The following is a 20,212-nucleotide window of genomic DNA, read 5'->3' as shown; positions in this document are numbered from 1 at the left end:
TCTTACTTCAGCCCATGTATGAAAATCAGTCAAAAGGCAAAATATCCGGCATCCTGCCTGCAGCGCTTTAATGCACAGCCAGACTATTTTTATAAAGCAGGCAGCCTTGAATAAAGATATGCACTGATGGCTTTACCCTCTTATACTATAGTCTAAACAATGCCCTAATGCCAATAAATACTTATAAAATCCGTTCTAAACTTACATGGTAAAAATGGTTATTTTTTATACAAATCCGACCTAATTCCCATATAAGATGAAAAAAAAAGCTCCGCTCATATAACGGAACTTCTAAGAGTGTCAATATCGGGAATATCGGCTTATATTGAGTAAAACACCGATGGCCATCAGCATTAAAGTCAATGATGATCCTCCATAGCTTAAAAACGGAAGTGTGATGCCTGTTACGGGCATCAGCCCTGTTACAACACCGATATTTATCATTACCTGGATGGCAACCATGGCAATAATCCCAACCGCAACCAGGCTTCCATAAAGATCGGGTGCACCCAGCGCAATCCTGATGCCCCTCCAGAGGAGAAGAGCAAACAGCAGGATAACCAGGGAGCCTCCGATGAACCCCAATTCTTCTGACAGTATGGCAAAGATAAAATCTGTCTGCGGTTCAGGGAGATAGAAGAATTTTTGCCTGCTCTGGCCGAGCCCGAGTCCGAACAGACCGCCAGGACCGATGGCATAGAGCGATTGGATAATTTGGAACCCGCTGCCGAGGGAATCCTGCCACGGATCCAGGAAGGAAGTAATACGTTTCATCCGGTAAGGCGCTGATAAAACCAGTCCCACAAAGCCTGTCAGGCCCAGCAGACCCAATACGCCAAAGTGGCTTACTCTCGCACCAGAAATAAAAATCATGACGATGCATGTTCCAACCATCACTGTACCTGTCCCAAGATCAGGCTGCAGCATAATCAGCCCAAAAGCAGTAAATACAAGGGCTAAGGAGGGAAGCAGGCCTTTTTTGAATGATGTAATCAGCTTTTGTCTTTCAGAAAGAAACTTTGCCAAAAAGGCGATCATTGCAAGCTTCATGAATTCTGAAGGCTGAATGGAAAATGCCCCGACCCCTATCCAGCTCCGTGATCCGTTCCTAGCGACACCTATGCCTGGTATTAATACCACCAATAGCAATACAAAACAAATAATAATTAATGCTTTAGACCAGGTTCTCCATGTCCAATAGTCCACATTCATAATAAAAAACATGGCAATGACGCCAACAAAAGCAAAAAGCATTTGTCTTTTGGCAAAATAAAAGGAGTCATCAAATTTATAAGCCGCCCATATTGCAGAGGCACTGTAAACCATGATTAGCCCTATTGCCAAAAGACTTAATGTAACAATGATCAAAATCAGATCTGGATTGGATTTTTTTATGGGCACAAGTTAACACCTCTAGGAAGATATTAGAGCTGAAATCATGAGCTTTTGGCGGTTCATAAGAGAAAACCGAATATCAGGACTGCAGTCTGATAAGCCAAAAAAAAAGCGATACATAAAATTATCGCTTTTTCCTCTAGGATGCCGAATGGAAGGATTCTTCCTTATGCTAAGCTCAGGTAATGCTTGTATGAAAAAGCTCTTAGTTAAGCTTATGCACGGCCTCCATAAACATGTCTCCTCTTTGTTCAAAAGTTTTATATTGATCCCAGCTTGCACAAGCCGGGGAGAGAAGAATGATATCGCCTTCGTCTGATAGATCGAAAGCGGCCGGCACTGCCTTTTCTACATTATCGACACGTTTTATAATAGATATTCCTGCTTCTTTTGCAGCGCGCTCAATTTTCCCGGCCGTCTCTCCAAAAGTAACCAGCGCCTTGACATGTTTAAGAGCAGGTATTAATTCATCAAACTCATTGCCCCGGTCCAGTCCTCCAGCAAGCAATACCACAGGATCTTTAAAAGAACCCAGTGCTTTGGATGCCGCCAGGATATTTGTTGCCTTTGAATCATTGTAAAACTTTCTTTTCTGGATCGTTTCCACATACTGAAGACGGTGCCGCACTCCATGGAATGTGCTGAGTACTCCTGCAATTGCCTCATTGGACGCCCCGCTTAGCTTAACAGCAGAAACGGCAGCGAGGATGTTTTCAAGGTTATGTTTTCCGGGCAATGCGATTTGGGAGAGAGCAATAATTTTCTCTCCTCTGAAATACATATATTCATCCTCAATATATGCCCCATTCTCGTGCTTATTTACGGCAGAGAACGGAACAAGTTCTGCATTGGACCTGGCAGCCATAGCGGCAACCTCTTCCTGGTCTGCATTGTAAATGAAATAGTCTTCACTTGTCTGATTTCTAGTAATATTTTCTTTCGCCTGCGCGTATTCGCTCCTTGAAGTATGATAATCAAGGTGAGCATCATATAGGTTTGTCATGATGGCAATATGAGGTTTGAACTCCTGTATGCCCATTAGCTGGAAAGATGAAAGTTCGATGACAATCGTGTTGTTTTTCATCGCCTTTTCCGCAACCCCGGAAGCCACTGTTCCGATGTTCCCTGCAATCAGAGGAAGCTTATTGCCTTCCCTAAGCATTTCAAAGATCAAGGTTGTTGTGGTAGTTTTGCCATTCGTACCCGTAATACCCACAAAGGGTGCATCGCTTATCTGGTAAGCCAATTCAACTTCAGTAATGACAGGGATCCCTCGTTGGATAGCTCCCTGGATCATGGGGTTTCGATAAGGGATTCCGGGATTTTTCACGATCATTTCAAAACCTTCATCCAAAAGTTCAATAGGATGGCTTCCGCAAATGACCTTAATTCCCTGCTCAAGCAGCCCCTGTGCCTCAGGATTTTCAGATAATGGCTTCATATCATTTACCGTTACAAATGCCCCGAGCTTATGCAGGAGGGAAGCAGCAGTTACTCCGCTCTTTGCCAGCCCCAGGACTAATATTTTTTTCTGAGTATATTTAGCTGTCTCCTTCAATTACAACCACACCTTCAAGTAGATTCCGAGTATTGCACAAAGCAGGCCTACAGACCAGAATGTTACTACGACTCTCCATTCCGACCAGCCAACAAGTTCATAATGATGATGCAAGGGACTCATTTTAAAAATTCGCTTTCCTGTTGTTTTAAAAGATGCCACCTGAAGAATAACTGAAAGTGTTTCAATTACGAATACCAGGCCGATGATAATTAGCAGGAGCTCCATCCTTGTAAGAATGGCGATTGCTGCAATAGCCCCTCCCAGTGCAAGAGATCCAGTGTCGCCCATGAATACTTTTGCAGGGTGTGCGTTAAATACCAGAAAACCAAGCACAGCACCCACTACAGCAAGCGAAAAGACTGCGATATCATATTGAGACTGATTCCAGGCAAGCACTGCAAATGCCCCAAAAGCTATTGCAGAGGTTCCTGAAACAAGGCCATCAAGGCCATCTGTCAGGTTAACTGCATTAGAAAATCCTACAAGCCAGAAAATGATGATAAATAAATAAAACCAGCCTACATGTATGGAAAGATCTGTTCCCGGGATGGCTATCTCCGGAATAAAATGGCTTGTATTCTTGTATACGAAATAAAAAATAACAGATATGATAATTTGTCCAGCCAATTTTTGTTTGGATGTTAATCCAAGATTTCTTTTCATGACCACCTTGATGAAGTCATCCAGAAAGCCAAGCAGGCCAAAACCAAGCATCACCATCAATAAAAGGTACATTTCAACAGATGGCTTAAAAAATTTAAGCGTGATGGCCAATGTTGCTATCGTGACAGACAGCAATATCACCAGGCCGCCCATAGTCGGTGTTCCTGATTTTTTCTGATGTGACTGCGGACCTTCCTCACGGATGCTTTGTCCAAATTTAAGTCTTCTCAGAAACGGTATAAACACGGGAGATAGAATTACCGTTATTATAAAACCTGCTAATATTGTATAAAAAATCACTTGTTCCTGCATGCCTTACTACCTCATTCCTAACTCATTAAAATACTGATTTTGTATCATGACAATCTTTTCATCTTTTCCAGGATATGTTACCGGAGTTTTTTTCAGAATGCAATTTTCCTTAGATTTGAACTGAATTCATTTTTATATATTAAACAATAAAACCGAAACATCAATTCGCTTCCAGTATTGCCTTTTTTGCCGCTTCGCGATCATCAAAGTCCAGTACTTGATTGCCGATCAGCTGATAAGTTTCATGGCCTTTTCCTGCAATAAGGATTACATCGCCTTCTGCTGCCTTCGAAACCGCAAAGTCTATAGCGCTTTGGCGATCCGCAATAATTGTGTACTTTTCTCCCTCTACTCCCGCTTCCATGTCTCTCAGAATTTGCAGCGGATCCTCGCTTCTCGGATTATCTGAAGTGAAGATAGGGTCTGTGGCCAGCCTGCAGGCAATTTGCGCCATGATCGGCCTTTTCGTTTTGTCACGGTCCCCTCCGCACCCTACAATCACATACACTTTCTTTTTAGCAAACTCCAAGATGGTATTCAGAACATTTTCAAGGCTGTCCGGGGTGTGTGCATAATCCACAATCACCAAATATTCCTGTCCAGCCTGCACAAGTTCAAATCGGCCTGAAACCCCTTTGATTTCTTCTATAGATGAAATGATTCTATCCGGGGATATTCCGGCGCATAAAGCTGCACCTGCAGCTGCAAGAACATTATAAACACTGAATTTACCGACAAGCTGCAGCTGTACTTCTCTAGAAATACCAGGTGCCTCCAGGGTAAATGAAGTCCCTTTGGAAGTGATGCTGATATTCTTTGCCATAATATCCGCTTTCTGATCGATCCCATATGTAATCACATGTGCAGGGGTGGCTTTGATGAAATCAAGAGCTGCATCATCATCAGCATTGATGACTGCAAACTTTGGCCTGTTTTCCAAATAAGCATTTCCAAGCTGTGAGAAGAAAAGAGACTTGGCGTGTTTGTAGTTCTCCATCGTTCCATGAAAATCCAGGTGATCTTGTGTAAGATTCGTAAAAACAGCAATATCAAAATCACAGCCATGGACCCGTCCGAGTTCAAGGGCATGAGAAGATACTTCCATGATTGCTGTATCTACAGATGACTCTGCCATTTCATGAAAAGTCTGCTGCAGGGTGACGCTGTCAGGTGTAGTATTTTTTGTGTTGTATATCTTGCTCCCGACTTTTGTATACATCGTTCCAATCAATCCAGTTTTTTGCTTATCATCGTGAAAGATCTTTTCCAGCAAGTGAGAGGTTGTTGTTTTGCCATTTGTGCCTGTAATGCCAATCAAACGGATTTTTTGGCTCGGATGCTCATAAAAAGCATCTGCTAAAACAGACATAGCTCTTTGTGTATCCCGTACTGCAATGACCGGTACATCTAAAGGAAGAGGTTTTTCAGACAGTATGGCGGCTGCTCCATTTTCAACGGCAGATTGTGCATAATCATGGCCGTCTACGGTGTATCCTTTGATACAAACAAACAAGCTTCCTTTCCTGACTTTCCGGTGGTCGTTTTCTATTGAAGTGATAGTTGGATTATCACCTTCGAATACTGATAAAGAGTGTAAATAAGAAAGTAACTTGTGAAGCTTCATTTTTCCATCCCTTTCAACCTGTTTAGAGCTATTAATTATAAAGGAGGAGAGCAGTGCGTGTCGAGGACTATCTGTAACCAATATTATGCCTCTGCCAGTCTCCTCCGTAAACAAAGCGGCTGATTAGCTACAGCCGCTTCAAATCATCCTTGTATTATTTTATACTTATTCTCCGCTTTCGCCAAGGTATATTCGAATAGTTGATCCTTCTTTCACCTTTACACCGGCATCTGGGGCCTGTTTTATGACTTTATCCCCAGTTCCTGCAATATCGAGCTGAAGATTCACATCCTGCGTCTGCAGTTCCTTTTTGCTCATTCCCACGACATTAGGCACTTTAATCATCACCGGATCAAGCCAGGTTGTTTCTTTTTCAATCTGCTGTTTCCTGGGTTTCACCCCTAACGCCCTCAGTGAATCATCCATGATGTTCCCTACGATCGGAGCTGCAATCACTCCGCCGAATTTTACCGCTGCTTTTGGATTGTCAATAGCAAGGTACACGACAATTTCAGGCTTATCTGCTGGAGCAAAACCCATGAATGACACGATATAGTTATTTTCCAGGTACCTTCCGTTTTGTGCCTTCTGCGCAGTTCCTGTTTTACCGCCAACCCTATAAGACTCCACAAAAGCTTTTTTTCCGCTCCCCTTTGCGACTACAGATTCCAGCGCATTACGAATTTCAGCGGACGTTTTAGCGGAAATGACCTTCCTTTTTGCCTGCGGCTTTTTTTCCATCAAGACCTTGCCAGTTTTGGGATCAATCAGTTCCTTAGCAATATATGGCGTATACAATGTACCCCCATTCACTGCTGCAGACACAGCTGCTACCTGCTGTATGGGTGTTACAGAAACTCCTTGTCCAAATGCCGTCGTAGCCTGTTCTACTGGCCCCACTCTATCCATATTGAACATAATCCCCTTTGATTCCCCTTGAAGATCTATTCCGGTTTTCTCGCCAAAACCAAAATCATGGATATACTCAAACAATTTATCTTTGCCTAAACGGTTCCCCATCTCAACGAATCCCGGGTTGCAGGAATTTTCGACAACTTCCAGAAATGTCTGATCACCATGCCCTCCCCTTTTCCAGCAATGCAGATTGGCTCCCCCGACTTCAACATGACCGGAATCATAAAAATGCTCATTTGTCAGGTTTACTTTTTTCTCTTCTATTGCGGCAGCAAGGGTAATAATTTTAAATGTAGAACCTGGCTCATACGCACTCCAAACAGGCAGGTTCCGATTATAAACCTCTGGTTTGACCTTTTGGAAATTATCAGGGTCAAAGGTTGGCCTGCTTGACATAGCTAATATTTCCCCCGTATTCGGATTCATCGCTATACCCACTATGCCATCCGGGTCATAAGTCGCCTGGGCATTATCCAGTTCTCTTTCCATAATGGTTTGGATTTTGCTGTCAATTGTCAGTTTTAGATTATCTCCATCCTCGGGCGCTTTATAATCATCCGCCATGTTTTTCATTCTTTTCCCTTTAGCATCCGAGTAGAATTTCACATACCCCTTTTTGCCGCTAAGCTCTTTATCATAAGAAAGCTCGATACCCATTAACCCTTGATTATCAGAACCTGCGAACCCAAGCACATGTGATAAATATTCCCCAAAAGGGTAATGCCGTTTTGAATCTTCGGCTATATATACACCCTTTAACCCGAGCGCCTTAATTTGTTTTGCTTTTTCATGGGAGATTTTCCTGCCATCAGGTATAATGACGCTCATTTCCGATTTCGTAATTAACTTATACACACTCTCAGTATTGGCATCAAGAATGGATGCAAGCTTCTTTGAAGTATCCTCGGCATTTTCAACTTGTCTGGGGATAACAAAGACAGTCGGTGCTGAGATATTTGTCGCAAGTTTCACTCCATTTCTGTCCAGTATTTCACCCCTTTTGGGCTCAAATGGTATATTTCTGCTCCACGAATCCTTTGCGAGGCTTGTAAGCTTGTCTCCAAGATAAAATTGGACAATGCCCAGGCGAATATCAATGATTAAAAAAACAGCAAGCCCCACCACTAATGCAATAGCCAGTCTTTTTCTGACAGTTACGTTTGAAACGCGCAAAAAAGACACCTCCAATATCAGCTTGTACAACTATATGCTTGTTTGGATGCAGGCATTACACAAAAATATCAATGCTTCAAAAAACAGATAATCATATACCTTTAATCAAAAGGGTTTTCTTAAAGATTGTTGTTTTATAGGTTCCGTGAAGCAATCCTCTGTTAAACAGAGTTGATTGGAGTGTAAAGTAAAGCGCGGTACTCCTGCTTCGACTAGCGGGAAGGTGAGACCCTCGCAAGCATTGCTTTAGGCCCAACGCCGCCACGCGGAAAGCGAGCACCCTGAAGCGGAAATCACCCCCTCTTTCCATATCAGCAAAGTTTGCGAAAACAGCCAATCAAAAAAAGGCCCCGGCATAACGGAAGATACCTTCCGTGCCGCGGCCTTTCATGCACAAGACTTAAAAATCAGTCATGCACTTCATCTTTCTTTTTTTCTGTTTTCATCAAACTAATATCACTAGGTTTCTTAAGGTTTACAATGCAGTAGGTTCCCTCTTTTATTACTTTTCCAGCTTTAAGGTTCTGGCTAGAGACATACCCCGTTCCCGAGGCATTTAAATCAAGTCCCGCAATACTTGCGACCTTCATTACGTCACGAAGAGACCATCCTGTCATATCAGGGGCTGTCATGCTTCCGTCTGTCCTTAAAACCACTTTCTCACCCTCAAGAAGGATGCTGCCTGGTTTAGGGGATTGATCGATGACCATCTTCCCTTTGCCCACAACTACTGCGTCATATCCTTTATTGGTTAAATCAGCTTTAGCCGAGCTGGTTGTCTGGTCACGGTAATCACCTATTTTCTCTGCCGTTTCATCTTTAAGATTTGACGGCTTGATATTTAGGTACTGCAGGCTGTTTTGCATGACTGGATCAAATATTTCCGACAAGGGATCTGAGCCCGCTTCGTTTCCGGCAAGCTGCGGCTGTTTAACAGCCACATACATGACAAGCTGAGGATCTTTTTTCGGTGCCATTCCCATAAATGAGAAAACATAATTGTTTTTGCCATGCAAATAGGCTCCGCCAGGACCGGACATTTGCGCTGTTCCAGTTTTTCCGGCAACTTCGTATCCATCAATTTTATATTTTTGCCCTGTTCCGTGTTTCGCTGTGATGACTGTTCCGAGATACTCGCGGACCTTTTTTGCCGTTTCAGCAGAAATTGGCTCGCCTGCCACAGACGGCTTCGTTTTTTTTATTACCTTTTTAGTATCCGGGCTAGAAATAGATTTAATAACATATGGCTTCATCATTTTCCCATTATTGGCCACAGCTGAGACCGCTTGAATCTGCTGAATGGGGGTTATTGCAGAAGCCTGTCCAAATGCTGTAGACGCCTTGTCCCGCTTCCACTTATATTGAATCTTGCTATTTGCTTCATAGGGGAGGTCGATGCCTGTTTTCTTATCAAGCCCGAACTTGGTAAGATAATCCCTCAGTCTGTCAGGACCCAATTTATCCATGCCAAGTGTCGCAAACCCTACATTGGAGGAACGCTGCACTGCCTCAAGGAAGGTCATGGTTTTCCCCTTAGGTATACCGCTGTGATCTTTTATCGGAATCGATCCGGGGACTTTATAGCTGCCAGAGGTATATGTGCCGTTTGGATCGAAAACATTTTCCTGCACAGCAGCTGCAAGAGTGAATATCTTCATGGTTGAACCCGGTTCAAATGCTTCCTCTATTGATAAGTTATGCCAGGTATCCGCAAGCCCTTCCCTTGTCTGCGGATGGAAGGTCGGACGCTGGCTCATCGCCACGATTTCCCCCGTTTTCGGATTAGAGACGATCGCAATGATATCCTTTGGATTATATTTTTTCTGTACCTTAGTAAGTGAGTCCTCAAGGAAGGTCTGAATTTTTTTGTCGATTGTCAACGTGACATTTTTTCCGTTTTTCGGAGGTGTAACATGCTGTTTGCTGTTTGGCAGCAGTACTCCCCAGCGATCGCTGTTATAAGTGATTTTTCCGTTTTTCTCTTTCAGATAATCATTCAAATATTTTTCTATGCCAAGTCTTCCGGATGTTTTTCCTGTATCAGGATCCTTCTCTGTAAAACCGATTAAATGCGAGGCAAAAACTCCATTGGGATAAAAGCGTTTATTATCCCTGGTAAAATAGATGCCGGGAAGCGCCAGTTTTTCAATTTTTTGCTTCACGTCATTCGATAAATCCTTGCCGGAAGGCCCTAATTCCACTTCAAAAGCACCTTTTTTGGTCAGCCTTTCATAAATCGCTTCCTTGTCCATTTTAATATACTTAGAAAGCTTTTCTGCCGTCCCTTCAGGGTCTACTACATTGTTCGGTTTATTTTTATTCAATGTCACAGATTTGTCCAGTACGGCCTTAAGTGTGAAAGAGGACGTGTCTTCAGCGATTACCTCGCCTTTTGAATCCAGGATTTTTCCTCTTTCAGCTTCAATCGGATGCACCTTTTTATACTTTTTTTCAATCCTAGCTGCCAGAACCTGGCCCCCTGCTTTCCCGGTGGCTTCAATATAAACAAAACGGAATATTAATATAAAAAAGAGCAGGCCGAATATTAGAAATAATATCGCAGCTCCGCTCTTCATATTTTTTTGCTTCATCTGCATTATTTCTGCACAACCTTCACATTTTTCTCGTTCAGCTTTAGTCCGAGTTCTGCAGCTTTTTTCCAGATCCGTTCGTATGTGCTTAGCTCTCCAACTTGCACCTTCAGGTCATTATTCGTTTTTACCTGTTCATCTATTTTTGCTTCCGCTTGCTGGATGTCCTTATTGGTTTGATAAATGGCAGATTGGTTGGTGATGATTTTCACCCCTGCAAAGGCAATCATTAAACCTAAGGCACACAATAATATAACTTCCCCAAAACTGATTTTAGCTTTCCGGACCGCCACGACCTGGCTTACTGGCTGCTGCTGCTGCTGTTCATAATTCTGTTCCTGAATTTTTTTTGCAATTGAGCTCACTGTCTACTCCCCCTCACAGAATATTTATTTTATAGTTTTTCAGCTATCCTTAATTTCGCCGATCGTGACCGGTTATTTCCCTCAAGTTCCTCCTCAGACGGAAGCAGAGGTTTTCTGGTAATTAATTTCAATGGCGGCTTGAATTCCTCAGGTATGACCGGCAAGCCGTGCGGAAGCTCCGGCAAATCACTTGCGCTTTTAAATACAGTCTTACAGATCCGGTCCTCAAGTGAATGGAAGGTGATGACAGATATCCTTCCTCCGGGATTCAAAAGTTCTATCGATTGCTTAAGTGAATGTTCAAAAACGCCAAGTTCATCGTTTACAGCAATTCTGATAGCCTGAAAAATCCTTTTGGCAGGATGTCCGCCCTTTCTTCTGGCTGGTGCCGGTATTCCATCTTTAATAAGCTCTACTAGTTCAAAGGTCGTTTCAATAGGCTTCTTTTCCCTGGCAGCTTCGATTTTTCTTGCTATCTGCTTGGAAAATTTTTCTTCCCCGTATTGAAAGAATATCCTTGTCAGATCTTGAAATGACCATTCATTAACAACCTGGTAAGCAGAGATGTCTGAGTTCTGATCCATCCTCATATCAAGCGGGGCATCATGGTGATAGCTAAAGCCCCTCTCTGGCGTATCGAGCTGCGGAGAGGAAACACCTAAATCATAGAGGATTCCATCAACTTTATGTACTCCGCGGGTGTTTAGCTCTTCACTGATATGTTCAAAGTTGCTTTGAATAAGGGTCACTCTTTCTCCGTAGCCGGCCAGTTTTTCAGCAGCATGTTTTATTGCTGTAATATCCTGGTCAAATGCATATAGCTTTCCCTTTGCTGATAGCTGCGATAACAGGTATTCACTGTGTCCTGCACCTCCGAGTGTACAATCTACATACACACCGTCAGGCTTAATATCCAAACCGTCCACAGTTTCCTTAAGCAGTACTGTTTTATGCTGAAACATCTTATACATCCTTCCAACCGATAATTGAAGCTGCTCTTCCCTGTACAGAATCAGATATCAAAACCTATCATGTTTTCTGCTATTTCAGCGAAAGAGTCTTCTGAAGTTGTAAAATAGTCTTCCCAAAGAGACTTGCTCCAAATCTCAATTCGATTGGAAACTCCGAGAATTACACACTCTTTTTCTAATTGACCGTAAGCAGTAAGCGGTGCGGGAATATTAATGCGCCCCTGTTTATCCAATTCGCATTCCGTAGCTCCTGAAAAGAAAAAACGGGTAAAGGCGCGGGCATCTTTTTTAGTAAGAGGCAAAGCTTTCAATTTTTCTTCAAGCAGTTTCCATTCGTCCATTGGATAGCCAAATAAACATTGATCAAGTCCCCGTGTTAAAACAAACTCTTCACCGAGGCTTTCTCTGAACTTAACCGGAACGATGATTCGTCCCTTCGTATCAATGTTATGATGGTATTCGCCCATGAACATGCCACTGCCCCCACTTTCTAATATCAATGTACCACAATCCCCCACTTTTCACCACTTGTTTTTACTTTCGTTAAAGGGGAAAGTAATTCCTGCTTTTGCAATTGCTTTTTCCTGAGGGCAACTGTTCCATTGTATGAATAAATTTACAGTATTCCTGCCTTAAATTCTGTTTTCCAGGCACACAAAAAGACAGGCACACGGCCTGTCTGATTACCTATATAAAAATGACTTTATGCTGATTATTAAATTCATACGGCAGCTCCATAATTTCTTTAATGAAGTCAGGACCGTATTTGTTTAAGTAATAAAAGATGTTCCAGATTCTTTCTTGCGGAGAGCCAAGTGGATATAGGGAATTGGTTATCCGCTGATATTTATTTACACTTACAGAATGATTTCTTCTGGTACTATCAACGATTTTCCCATAAATGAAATCCAGCTGCCTCTCTAGATAAAGGCGGTTCTTCTCAAGCAAAGGAGCAAGACCCCTATCGATTTCTATGGCTTTTTCAGAAAGAAGATGATGGTTTTCTGCAAGCTGTTTTTTCGTTAATTCATACTGAAGCCAAGCTTCATCATCTTTTACGGACTCAAGAAAGGCCTCCATGGATGCTTCTGCACCCTCCGTCAGGACCGTTTCCAAGTCCAGGCCGGTATCTTTCATATCAGTCCAAATGCCTCTTTCAAGGATGGTAATATTCAAGCGCGGCATGATCAAAGGCATTTTCATGGAGAATAAATCAAAAACACGCTTCAGCTCTGCCCAGTAAGCAATTTCTCCAGGCCCTGAAATAAATGCCAGTACCGGGAGAAGCATTTCCTGCATGAGCGGCCTGGTCACTACATTATTGCTTAATTTCTCAGGCTCATTTTCCGCTATCGATAAAAGTTCGCCATAACTGAAGGATACCTCGCCGTTTTTACCATGAAAAGTGTCTCCGTCAAATTCCAGCAGTGTTCTTTCCTTCTTGTCCCTGTCGTAATAAAACAGGTTTGCCGCGCTTGGATCCATTTCAATAGCCCGGTTATACCCCTGCTCCTTCATGAAAGACTGCTGCGACAGAACTGCTTCGGTTATGTTCCTGGTGTTTGATATGATTTGCCCAAAATACTCCGACTCAATTTTCCGCAATGAAGGGTCACCAGCATCTATCATTAATAATCCATATTCCGAAAACCACTCATGAATTAAAGCTGCAAAAAAATCAGCAAAAGTATTTGACTGCTGCAGAATATCCTTCATATCGGCAAGCAGTTTATTTGTAAAATCTGTTTCGCCATAAGTCTCGACGATTTCCTCCATCCAGGCATATGCTGTATCTAAATCCAGCTCAACATCCGTTACTGCAGATCTAAAAGGATGATATAGCGGATACGTTTTCTTTTCAGGCTTTTGGTTTTTCAGTGTATATACATGGTTCACTTCGGCAAGATCATGGTCCTCCCCCGCAATCCAAAATAAAGGAATAACGCGCGCATTGATTTCCTTCTCCTGTTCTGCGGCAAGCTTTATGATGGATATCACTTTATGAATTGTATAAAGCGGACCTGACAGAAGTCCAGCCTGCTGCCCGCCGACAACCACTACGGAAGTTTCATTCTTAAGATCTTCTATATTACGTGCGGCTTTATCGCTCAGCGGAAAGCGCGCCATATATTGCTGTATGTAAGTCGCCAGTTCCATCCTGCAAAAAGAGCGATTCATAAGCTCATCATATCTGCGACTAAAAGAGCTCTTGCTTGAAACGCTATAATGAAAGTAATCCTCAAGCGTCAAATTCCCCTCCAGGTAATCTGAAGCAAAACGATTTAAAGATGGTAAAGCGAGATCTTTCATCTCCATTTTTGTTCTCCCTTTCTCTGCTACTGCAATTCTTTTTAGAGTATATCATTCTGACCCGGGAAAACAAAAAAACTTGCCCAATAAATCCATTTATTATCGCAATATATTAGACGCTTTGCACTTAATGTATTGCAGCCCTTGCAGCATTTATGATGCAAGCGTCCATGATAGGCGATATAAAATTCCGATTACAGTCAAAACAATATAACAGAAAAAGAAAAAGGCGAAGTTCACTCTCCAAAACCCTTTAAGTACTTTACTGAAGATAATTTCTCCCTTCGCTTTATAGTGAATAACCGTAACAAGGAGGGCAATTCCAAGCATGAACAAAAGCAAAATTAAAAAAAGTGATTTATGCCAGATTGCTATAATGAGAAAGTGAACAGACACAATAAATAAAAATGTACTGACATCCATGGCCAGATGCACAGAACGCCGATGGTTTTTAGTCACTTGTTTAGCAAACACAAACGCAGCTATATATCCGATGAAAGGAACCGTTATTAGAGCTGCTGCCACTGCAGAAAGAATTGATATCATATATGGCCCTCCCCGGCTTCCTTTCCTTTTATCATATGCAAGAGAGCCGCTGCCAGCGGAATTTCCTTCTTATTAGCCTTTGCCTTGGCTACTGCATATCCTAAGATTGAGTCAATTTCAGTACTTCGCCCGTTTTCCAGGTCGCTTAACATTGAAGAAGTATTCTCCGAAGTATTCCGGCAAATTTGCGTTATACGCTCAAAATGACTTTGCGGCTCCTTCAGCTCCAGTACATGAGAGATTTCACGGAACAGAGCTTTAAATACTTGATAATAGTGCGGATTTTCTATAAGCGCTCCGTTTTTCACACCAAGAATGCCAGTCAATGGGTTAATTACACAATTTGCGGCAAGCTTCTCTATCAGCATTTCATGGTAATCTTCTTCCCAGACAAAGGGAAAACCATTGGATTCATGATATGAAAAAGGAAGCAGAGAAAGATCACCGGAAAAAGCGGCAATGCGGGTTTTTCCCATTCCTGTATGTTCGACGGAATTTCCGCTTTGTTTGAATGCTCCATGCTCCACAGCTCCTACAAATATAGAGTCTGATGACAGTTTTTCCAGCAAATCAATATGAGCATATCCATTTTGCAGAAACAGCAGAGGTATTCCAATGTCCCCTATTGATGAAAGTATGTCTTTTAATTGATATTGTTTTACAGCAACAATAAGCATTTCTTCACGCTTTACTTGTTCGCTCATCCTGCTTGCAGACACTTTTTTCACGGTATGCCTATTTTGCGAAACAAGCAGCAGCCCTTCCCTGTTTATCAGCTCCGCCTGTTTCTGCGTGCGTGTATATATGGTAATTTCGTGATCGTCATTCAAATAAGCAGCAAAAAGCAGTCCGACTGCACCGCCGCCAATAATTCCTATTTTCATAATAACCTGCCTTATTCCTGACTTTTTACATTCATAATATCAAAGTATCCGCTTTAACAAAAAAATTTCAGCGAAGTTTTCGCTATATAGTTAAATACGCCAAAAGCATTGCTCTTTCCTTTTTTAAAGAATTTTTTGAAGAAATATACTATAATAAGTGAATAAAATGTCTTTAATAGGTATGTCTTATGAATTCTGAGTAACCGTTTAACCTGCCGGAGGAAAATGCCCGGCTTCGCGACACATCCATTGAGCTATAAGGGGGATCTTTGCATGGAATATAAAATAGAACGTCTGCTGGTCAATTATAAAACATTAGAGGAATTTAAAAAGTTTAAAGAATATGGTTTGCAGGAGCTGTCCATGCTTGGGGATTTGGAGGACAACATCATTGAAAACAACAGTCAATCTCCTTTTTACGGGATCTACTTCGGAGACAAATTGGTAGCACGCATGAGTTTATATGAAAGAAAAGCGAAATTTGACCGTTATTTTGAGCCTAAGCAGGACTATCTAGAGCTATGGAAGCTTGAAGTGCTTCCTGAATACCAGAAAAAAGGCTACGGAAATGCCTTGGTTGAATATGCAAAAAGTTTTGGACTGCCTATTAAAACCAGCCCGCGCGTAAAGTCAGAAAACTTCTGGAACAAAATGAAATTTAAACATGCAGAATATGATATGGAAAGAGACCTGGGAGAAAACCCATTGCTCTGGCATCCAGACAGCGCCGCTGAATGACTGCAGGAAAAATAAAAGAAAGCGTGCTTAGCTGCATGCGCTTTCTTTTATTATCTTAAATGAAATTAATGTGATAATAGAATATTGAAACAGCAGATTGCAGCTTATATTGTATGATCTTACTTGTTGACTCTCTCGAGATTACCGTTTTTGTCCATCTGGAATTTAACTTTCGGAATCTTTTTATCTTCCTCCAGAACAATCAGCTTCCTGGCTCTTTCCATGATAGACAGCAGGGCGTGATAATCATCTTCAACAGACCCCATCTTTTCCTTAAGAAGCCTATTTTCCTCCGCCAAGACTTCAATCTGTCTTCCCAGTTTTTCATTTTCCAAAGTATATTGTTCCTTTTCCTTGCTATGGAGCTTGTAGACTTCTTCTAATCTTGTAAGGTATTTCATTACCTCCCCGAAGGATAGGGAAGTTCCAAATGAAAGGCTTTCTTCAGGGGCAAGGGAAATCGCTGCATCTTCCCCACAAGGGAGTATTTCCGTCTCCTTAGCTATCACTTTATTTTCTTTACGCTGTTTTTTTGCCAGCTCAATGCCTGATTTGTATTGTTTTCTAACAAAGGAATTCCAGCGGAACCCGCAGGCTGCCGCTGTTCTGGATAACTGCACTCCCACTTCTTCAAACGCTTTAAGCTGTGTGCTGCTCTCGCGTATATGTCTCAGCACTACCTCTGCTAACAATAAATCTTCATCCTGGGTCCACGCATCTTGTCTGGCAATTGACATTTCTTCCCCTCCATAGCAGGTTTTTATTTCATACATATGCTCCTGCTAGAAAAGATAGAAGAAAAAGCTAGATGGTTCATGAATTATTTTTTATTAAGAAAGCTCTCTACCGCCATGTGATGTGCATCTGTTTCCCAAAGCACGGCACAATTATTGATTTCCTCCTTCATCCTTTCTTTAATCCCATTCTGCTGCATCCTGCTGACTAGTATTTTTTTATAAGATTTCAGCACATGGAGTTCTCTTTCCAAAATAGGCTTGATCATATCGTCAGCATCTTGAAGGCTGCTGAAGATTTGATCGATATAACCCATTTCATGTCCTTGCTCGCATGAAAAAATCCCGGATGTCATTAATAATTCCATAGCTGCCTGATGAGGAATCTTCTCCAGCAAAAGGGATGCACCGCCCCATCCCGTGGTTATGCCAAGGGTTCCCTGAATAAAACCAAATGAAACCCCCTTTTTTGCATATCTGAAATCACATGCTGCTGCAAGTTCACAGCCGCCTCCAAAAGCATTACCATTTAAAAAGGCTATGGTCGGTTTCGGCAGAACTGCCAGCTTGTAAACAATTTCCCCCATTCTCGCAAGCATGCCCAATGCTTCTGATTCAGTGTGAAGCACACTGAACTCCTTAATGTCTCCTCCTGAACAGAAGGATTTTCCCCCGCTCCCTGTTAATATCACAGCTTTAACCGTATCATCTGCCCGAGCTTCTTCGAGCGCTGATTCAAGGCCTACCATAACCGCTGTATTGACGGCATTTCTCTTTTCTGGCCGATTAATGACTATTTTCATGCAACCGCCTTCATTTTTTTTAATCATGACCGCTTCTTCCATATCCATCCTCCTGACTATTAATTGAACGCAGAAACCGGTATGTAAAAAAGCACAGAGAGCATGTCTCTGTGCTTTGAGCCAATTAAGGCTTTGGTGCATAAAGAAAAGCGGATGCTATCTTTATGCAGCTGTAAAATTAGTTATTTACAACTTCTTTTCCTTTGTAGGTACCGCATTCCTTACATACACGGTGTGAAAGTTTCATTTCACCGCAGTTTGGGCATGCTACCATACCTGGAACTTGAAGCTTGAAGTGTGTACGGCGCTGTCTTTTAACAGTCTTGGACGTTCTTCTAGCAGGTACAGCCATTATTCCCACCTCCTTAAAAATAAGTGAAAAGACTATGAAGACAAAACGAATTCCGTCTTCCTGATTCCATTACGATTCCTTATCGCTGTCAAAAAAGTTGGCAAGCTTCGCTAATCTTGGATCTAGCTTTTGTTTGCTTTCTTCTTCCGAAACAACAGCCCAATCTTTTCCTGACTGGGGAGCTCCTTCTTCTGAAATGACATCATCACAAAAAACCTGCATGGGAATTTCGAGCAATACATTTTCTGTTATTACCGGTATTAGATCTACAACGTCACCCTCCACAACAGTTACTTCTTCACCTTCGAAGGTTTCACCGTGTGCGTTAAACAAAAAGGTTTCAATTGTATCAATATCAATCGGATATTTTACATCTACCAGTGTACGGGAGCAAGGCAATATTAATTCTCCAGAAAGATGCAAATGGAAAGTAACTCTCCCCGAACTGAGGTCAGCTCTTCCTGTTACTTTTATCGGAGAAACTCCGCGAATCTGCGGATCCCTCTCCATGACTCCAGTAACGTCCGCATATTCATCAATCTGAAAATTTTTATCCCGATATTTTTGAAGTTGACTAATTGTCCATTTCAAATGAATCACCTCAAGGCAACAAAGGTAATTATAGCTGTCATTCTACCGTTTGTCAATATTTTTTCTTTACACTATAATGTAGTCATTATAACCATTTTAACTTTAAGCCATTCATGCATTTTGCGGCATTTTCGGCGCAAAATACGCCGGCACTTTATGGCTTAATGCGCCATGGGGGTCCTGCCCTATTTGCTTCGCAGGCTGTTCAGCCGTTTACGTTTTTCTTTGGCTAACTGCTGCGGCTTGCCTGCTGTACAAAAGATGCCGGCCCTTTAATGGCTGAGTCGCCATGCAGCTCCTGCCCTAATTGCTTCGCAGACTGTTCAGCCGCTTACGTTTTTCTCTAGGCCAAGTACTATTTTAGCATGAAGTTGAAAAAATACAAATTAATTCAGGTGAGGTGAAAGTTATGAGGGCTGTTGGTGTAGTTGTAGAGCACAATCCTTTCCATAATGGCCATGCATTTCATATCGCTCAGAGCAGGAAGAAATCAGGCGCTGATATTGTTGCAGCTGTCATGAGCGGGCCGTTTTTGCAGAGGGGGGAACCTTCCTTGGTTTCAAAGTGGGCAAGGGCGGAAATGGCGTTATCAGGAGGTGCCGATCTGGTTATAGAGCTTCCTTTTGCTTTTGCTCCGCATAGTGCTGAAATCTTCGCAAGAGGGTCTATCAGCATATTGGAAGCTTTGAAATGCGAGGCTTTTTGTTTCGGAAGTGAAGAAGGGAAAATAGAGCCATTCCTTCAGGCATATCATTTTTTGAAAGCAAATCAGGTTCTTTTTGATGAATCGCTAAAAAAATTCATAAAAGAGGGAAACAGTTATCCAAAAGCAGCTTCACTCGTATTCAGTACGCTCTCAAAGGGCGGACAGTATCTCGATTTGACGAAGCCGAATAATATCCTCGGTTATGAATATGTCAAAGCTGCCCTTTCAAATGGATTTTCCATAAAGCCTGTTACCATTCAGCGGATTGGAGCGGATTACCATGAAACCGAGCTTATCTCAGGCCATATTGCGAGTGCAACCGGCATAAGGAAGGCTTTGTCGGAAAACGGCCAGGACCTTTCTGGAATTGGGGATTACATTCCCCTCTCAACGAAAGAAATTCTCGGAACGTACATGAAGACTTATCATTCCTTTCATACCTGGGAACATTACTGGCCGCTCCTGAAATATAAAATTGTGTCTTCCACTCCTTCTCAATTGGCAGAAATTTATGAAGTGGAAGAAGGTATAGAGCATAGGATGCAAGATGCAGCATTATCGTCCTCTAACTTCCAGGAATTTATGGTGCGCATGAAAACAAAGCGCTATACATGGACAAGAATTCAAAGGATTCTCATTCATGTGCTTGCAGGAACTCCGAGGCAAAACCGGCTGCAAGATGGGCAAATGCCTCAATATTTACGGCTGCTCGGCATGACAGCCAGGGGAAGGAACTATTTAAGTGAAGTTAAAAAATCCCTGCCTCTTCCTTTAATTTCAAAACTATCGTCATATCATGACAATAATATCCTTGCAGATATAAAAGCCGCCAATATATATGCAATGGGGCTTAAACCACCCTCTCAAAATATCCTTATAAAAAGAGAGTATGAAGCTCCAGTCATTTTGCCGTAAAAAAACACAAAAAAAGCTTAAACATTCTGCAGCACAGATTGTTTAAGCTTTTTAATTTTTCCG

At 42.1% G+C, this 20,212-nt stretch carries 18 protein-coding genes; 2 read left to right on the top strand and 16 right to left on the bottom strand.

Going from position 1 to position 20,212, the window contains the following annotated elements; translation table 11 throughout:
• Window positions 1-300 precede the first annotated feature (300 nt).
• The 12 genes from spoVE to BM126_RS03110 form a co-directional block, all read right to left on the bottom strand.
• Window positions 301-1,401, bottom strand: coding sequence for a stage V sporulation protein E (spoVE, locus tag BM126_RS03165; protein WP_090988041.1), 1,101 nt, complete (start codon window positions 1,399-1,401; stop codon window positions 301-303).
• A 199-nt stretch (window positions 1,402-1,600) separates the two neighbouring features.
• Window positions 1,601-2,953, bottom strand: coding sequence for a UDP-N-acetylmuramoyl-L-alanine--D-glutamate ligase (gene murD, locus BM126_RS03160; RefSeq protein WP_071349416.1), 1,353 nt, complete (start codon window positions 2,951-2,953; stop codon window positions 1,601-1,603).
• A complete protein-coding gene (mraY, locus tag BM126_RS03155; protein WP_090988039.1) occupies window positions 2,954-3,931 on the bottom strand; it encodes a phospho-N-acetylmuramoyl-pentapeptide-transferase in 978 nt (325 codons plus the stop codon). It lies immediately after the preceding gene.
• A gap of 160 nt (window positions 3,932-4,091) precedes the next feature.
• Window positions 4,092-5,555 (bottom strand): UDP-N-acetylmuramoyl-L-alanyl-D-glutamate--2,6-diaminopimelate ligase, encoded by a 1,464-nt coding sequence (locus BM126_RS03150; RefSeq protein WP_090988037.1) that lies wholly within the window; start codon window positions 5,553-5,555, stop codon window positions 4,092-4,094.
• 165 nt (window positions 5,556-5,720) lie between these two features.
• On the bottom strand, window positions 5,721-7,643 hold the full coding sequence (locus tag BM126_RS03145) for a stage V sporulation protein D (RefSeq protein ID WP_090988035.1): 1,923 nt from the start codon (window positions 7,641-7,643) through the stop codon (window positions 5,721-5,723).
• Window positions 7,644-8,050: 407 nt separating this feature from the next.
• Window positions 8,051-10,234: a penicillin-binding protein gene (locus BM126_RS03140; protein WP_256212962.1), complete on the bottom strand. Its 2,184-nt coding sequence runs from the start codon at window positions 10,232-10,234 to the stop codon at window positions 8,051-8,053.
• 5 nt (window positions 10,235-10,239) lie between these two features.
• Complete coding sequence (gene ftsL / locus BM126_RS03135; protein WP_090988031.1) at window positions 10,240-10,599, bottom strand: cell division protein FtsL; 360 nt, start codon at window positions 10,597-10,599, stop codon at window positions 10,240-10,242.
• A gap of 29 nt (window positions 10,600-10,628) precedes the next feature.
• Window positions 10,629-11,561, bottom strand: coding sequence for a 16S rRNA (cytosine(1402)-N(4))-methyltransferase RsmH (gene rsmH, locus BM126_RS03130; RefSeq protein WP_090988029.1), 933 nt, complete (start codon window positions 11,559-11,561; stop codon window positions 10,629-10,631).
• Between the two features lie 50 nt (window positions 11,562-11,611).
• Window positions 11,612-12,043, bottom strand: coding sequence for a division/cell wall cluster transcriptional repressor MraZ (gene mraZ, locus BM126_RS03125; RefSeq protein WP_071349410.1), 432 nt, complete (start codon window positions 12,041-12,043; stop codon window positions 11,612-11,614).
• A gap of 214 nt (window positions 12,044-12,257) precedes the next feature.
• A complete protein-coding gene (bshC, locus tag BM126_RS03120; protein ID WP_090988027.1) occupies window positions 12,258-13,886 on the bottom strand; it encodes a bacillithiol biosynthesis cysteine-adding enzyme BshC in 1,629 nt (542 codons plus the stop codon).
• 147 nt (window positions 13,887-14,033) lie between these two features.
• Window positions 14,034-14,426: a DUF3397 domain-containing protein gene (locus BM126_RS03115; protein ID WP_090988025.1), complete on the bottom strand. Its 393-nt coding sequence runs from the start codon at window positions 14,424-14,426 to the stop codon at window positions 14,034-14,036.
• On the bottom strand, window positions 14,423-15,310 hold the full coding sequence (locus tag BM126_RS03110; protein ID WP_090988023.1) for a 2-dehydropantoate 2-reductase: 888 nt from the start codon (window positions 15,308-15,310) through the stop codon (window positions 14,423-14,425). Before BM126_RS03110 ends, BM126_RS03115 begins: the two co-directional genes overlap by 4 nt.
• A gap of 273 nt (window positions 15,311-15,583) precedes the next feature.
• Between BM126_RS03110 and BM126_RS03105 the strand changes: the two genes are divergently transcribed.
• Entirely contained in the window at window positions 15,584-16,048 is a 465-nt protein-coding gene (locus tag BM126_RS03105) for an N-acetyltransferase (RefSeq protein ID WP_090988021.1), read from the top strand.
• 119 nt (window positions 16,049-16,167) lie between these two features.
• On the opposite strand, the gene BM126_RS03100 is transcribed toward BM126_RS03105, so the two are convergent.
• The 4 genes from BM126_RS03100 to BM126_RS03085 form a co-directional block, all read right to left on the bottom strand.
• Complete coding sequence (locus tag BM126_RS03100; RefSeq protein WP_090988408.1) at window positions 16,168-16,785, bottom strand: RsfA family transcriptional regulator; 618 nt, start codon at window positions 16,783-16,785, stop codon at window positions 16,168-16,170.
• An 83-nt stretch (window positions 16,786-16,868) separates the two neighbouring features.
• Window positions 16,869-17,627: an enoyl-CoA hydratase/isomerase family protein gene (locus BM126_RS03095; RefSeq protein WP_256212961.1), complete on the bottom strand. Its 759-nt coding sequence runs from the start codon at window positions 17,625-17,627 to the stop codon at window positions 16,869-16,871.
• Window positions 17,628-17,763: 136 nt separating this feature from the next.
• Window positions 17,764-17,937, bottom strand: a complete 174-nt coding sequence (gene rpmF / locus BM126_RS03090) for a 50S ribosomal protein L32 (RefSeq protein WP_071349404.1) — start codon at window positions 17,935-17,937, stop codon at window positions 17,764-17,766.
• Window positions 17,938-18,006: 69 nt separating this feature from the next.
• Entirely contained in the window at window positions 18,007-18,528 is a 522-nt protein-coding gene (locus tag BM126_RS03085) for a YceD family protein (protein ID WP_090988019.1), read from the bottom strand.
• Window positions 18,529-18,937: 409 nt separating this feature from the next.
• On the opposite strand from BM126_RS03085, the gene BM126_RS03080 reads away from it, so the two are divergent.
• Complete coding sequence (locus BM126_RS03080; protein WP_090988017.1) at window positions 18,938-20,149, top strand: nucleotidyltransferase; 1,212 nt, start codon at window positions 18,938-18,940, stop codon at window positions 20,147-20,149.
• Window positions 20,150-20,212 lie beyond the last annotated feature (63 nt).

This window comes from Bacillus sp. OV322 (genome assembly GCF_900112495.1).
Taxonomy (GTDB): domain Bacteria; phylum Bacillota; class Bacilli; order Bacillales; family DSM-1321; genus Peribacillus.
This window is presented reverse-complemented; position numbering and strand designations above follow the sequence as displayed.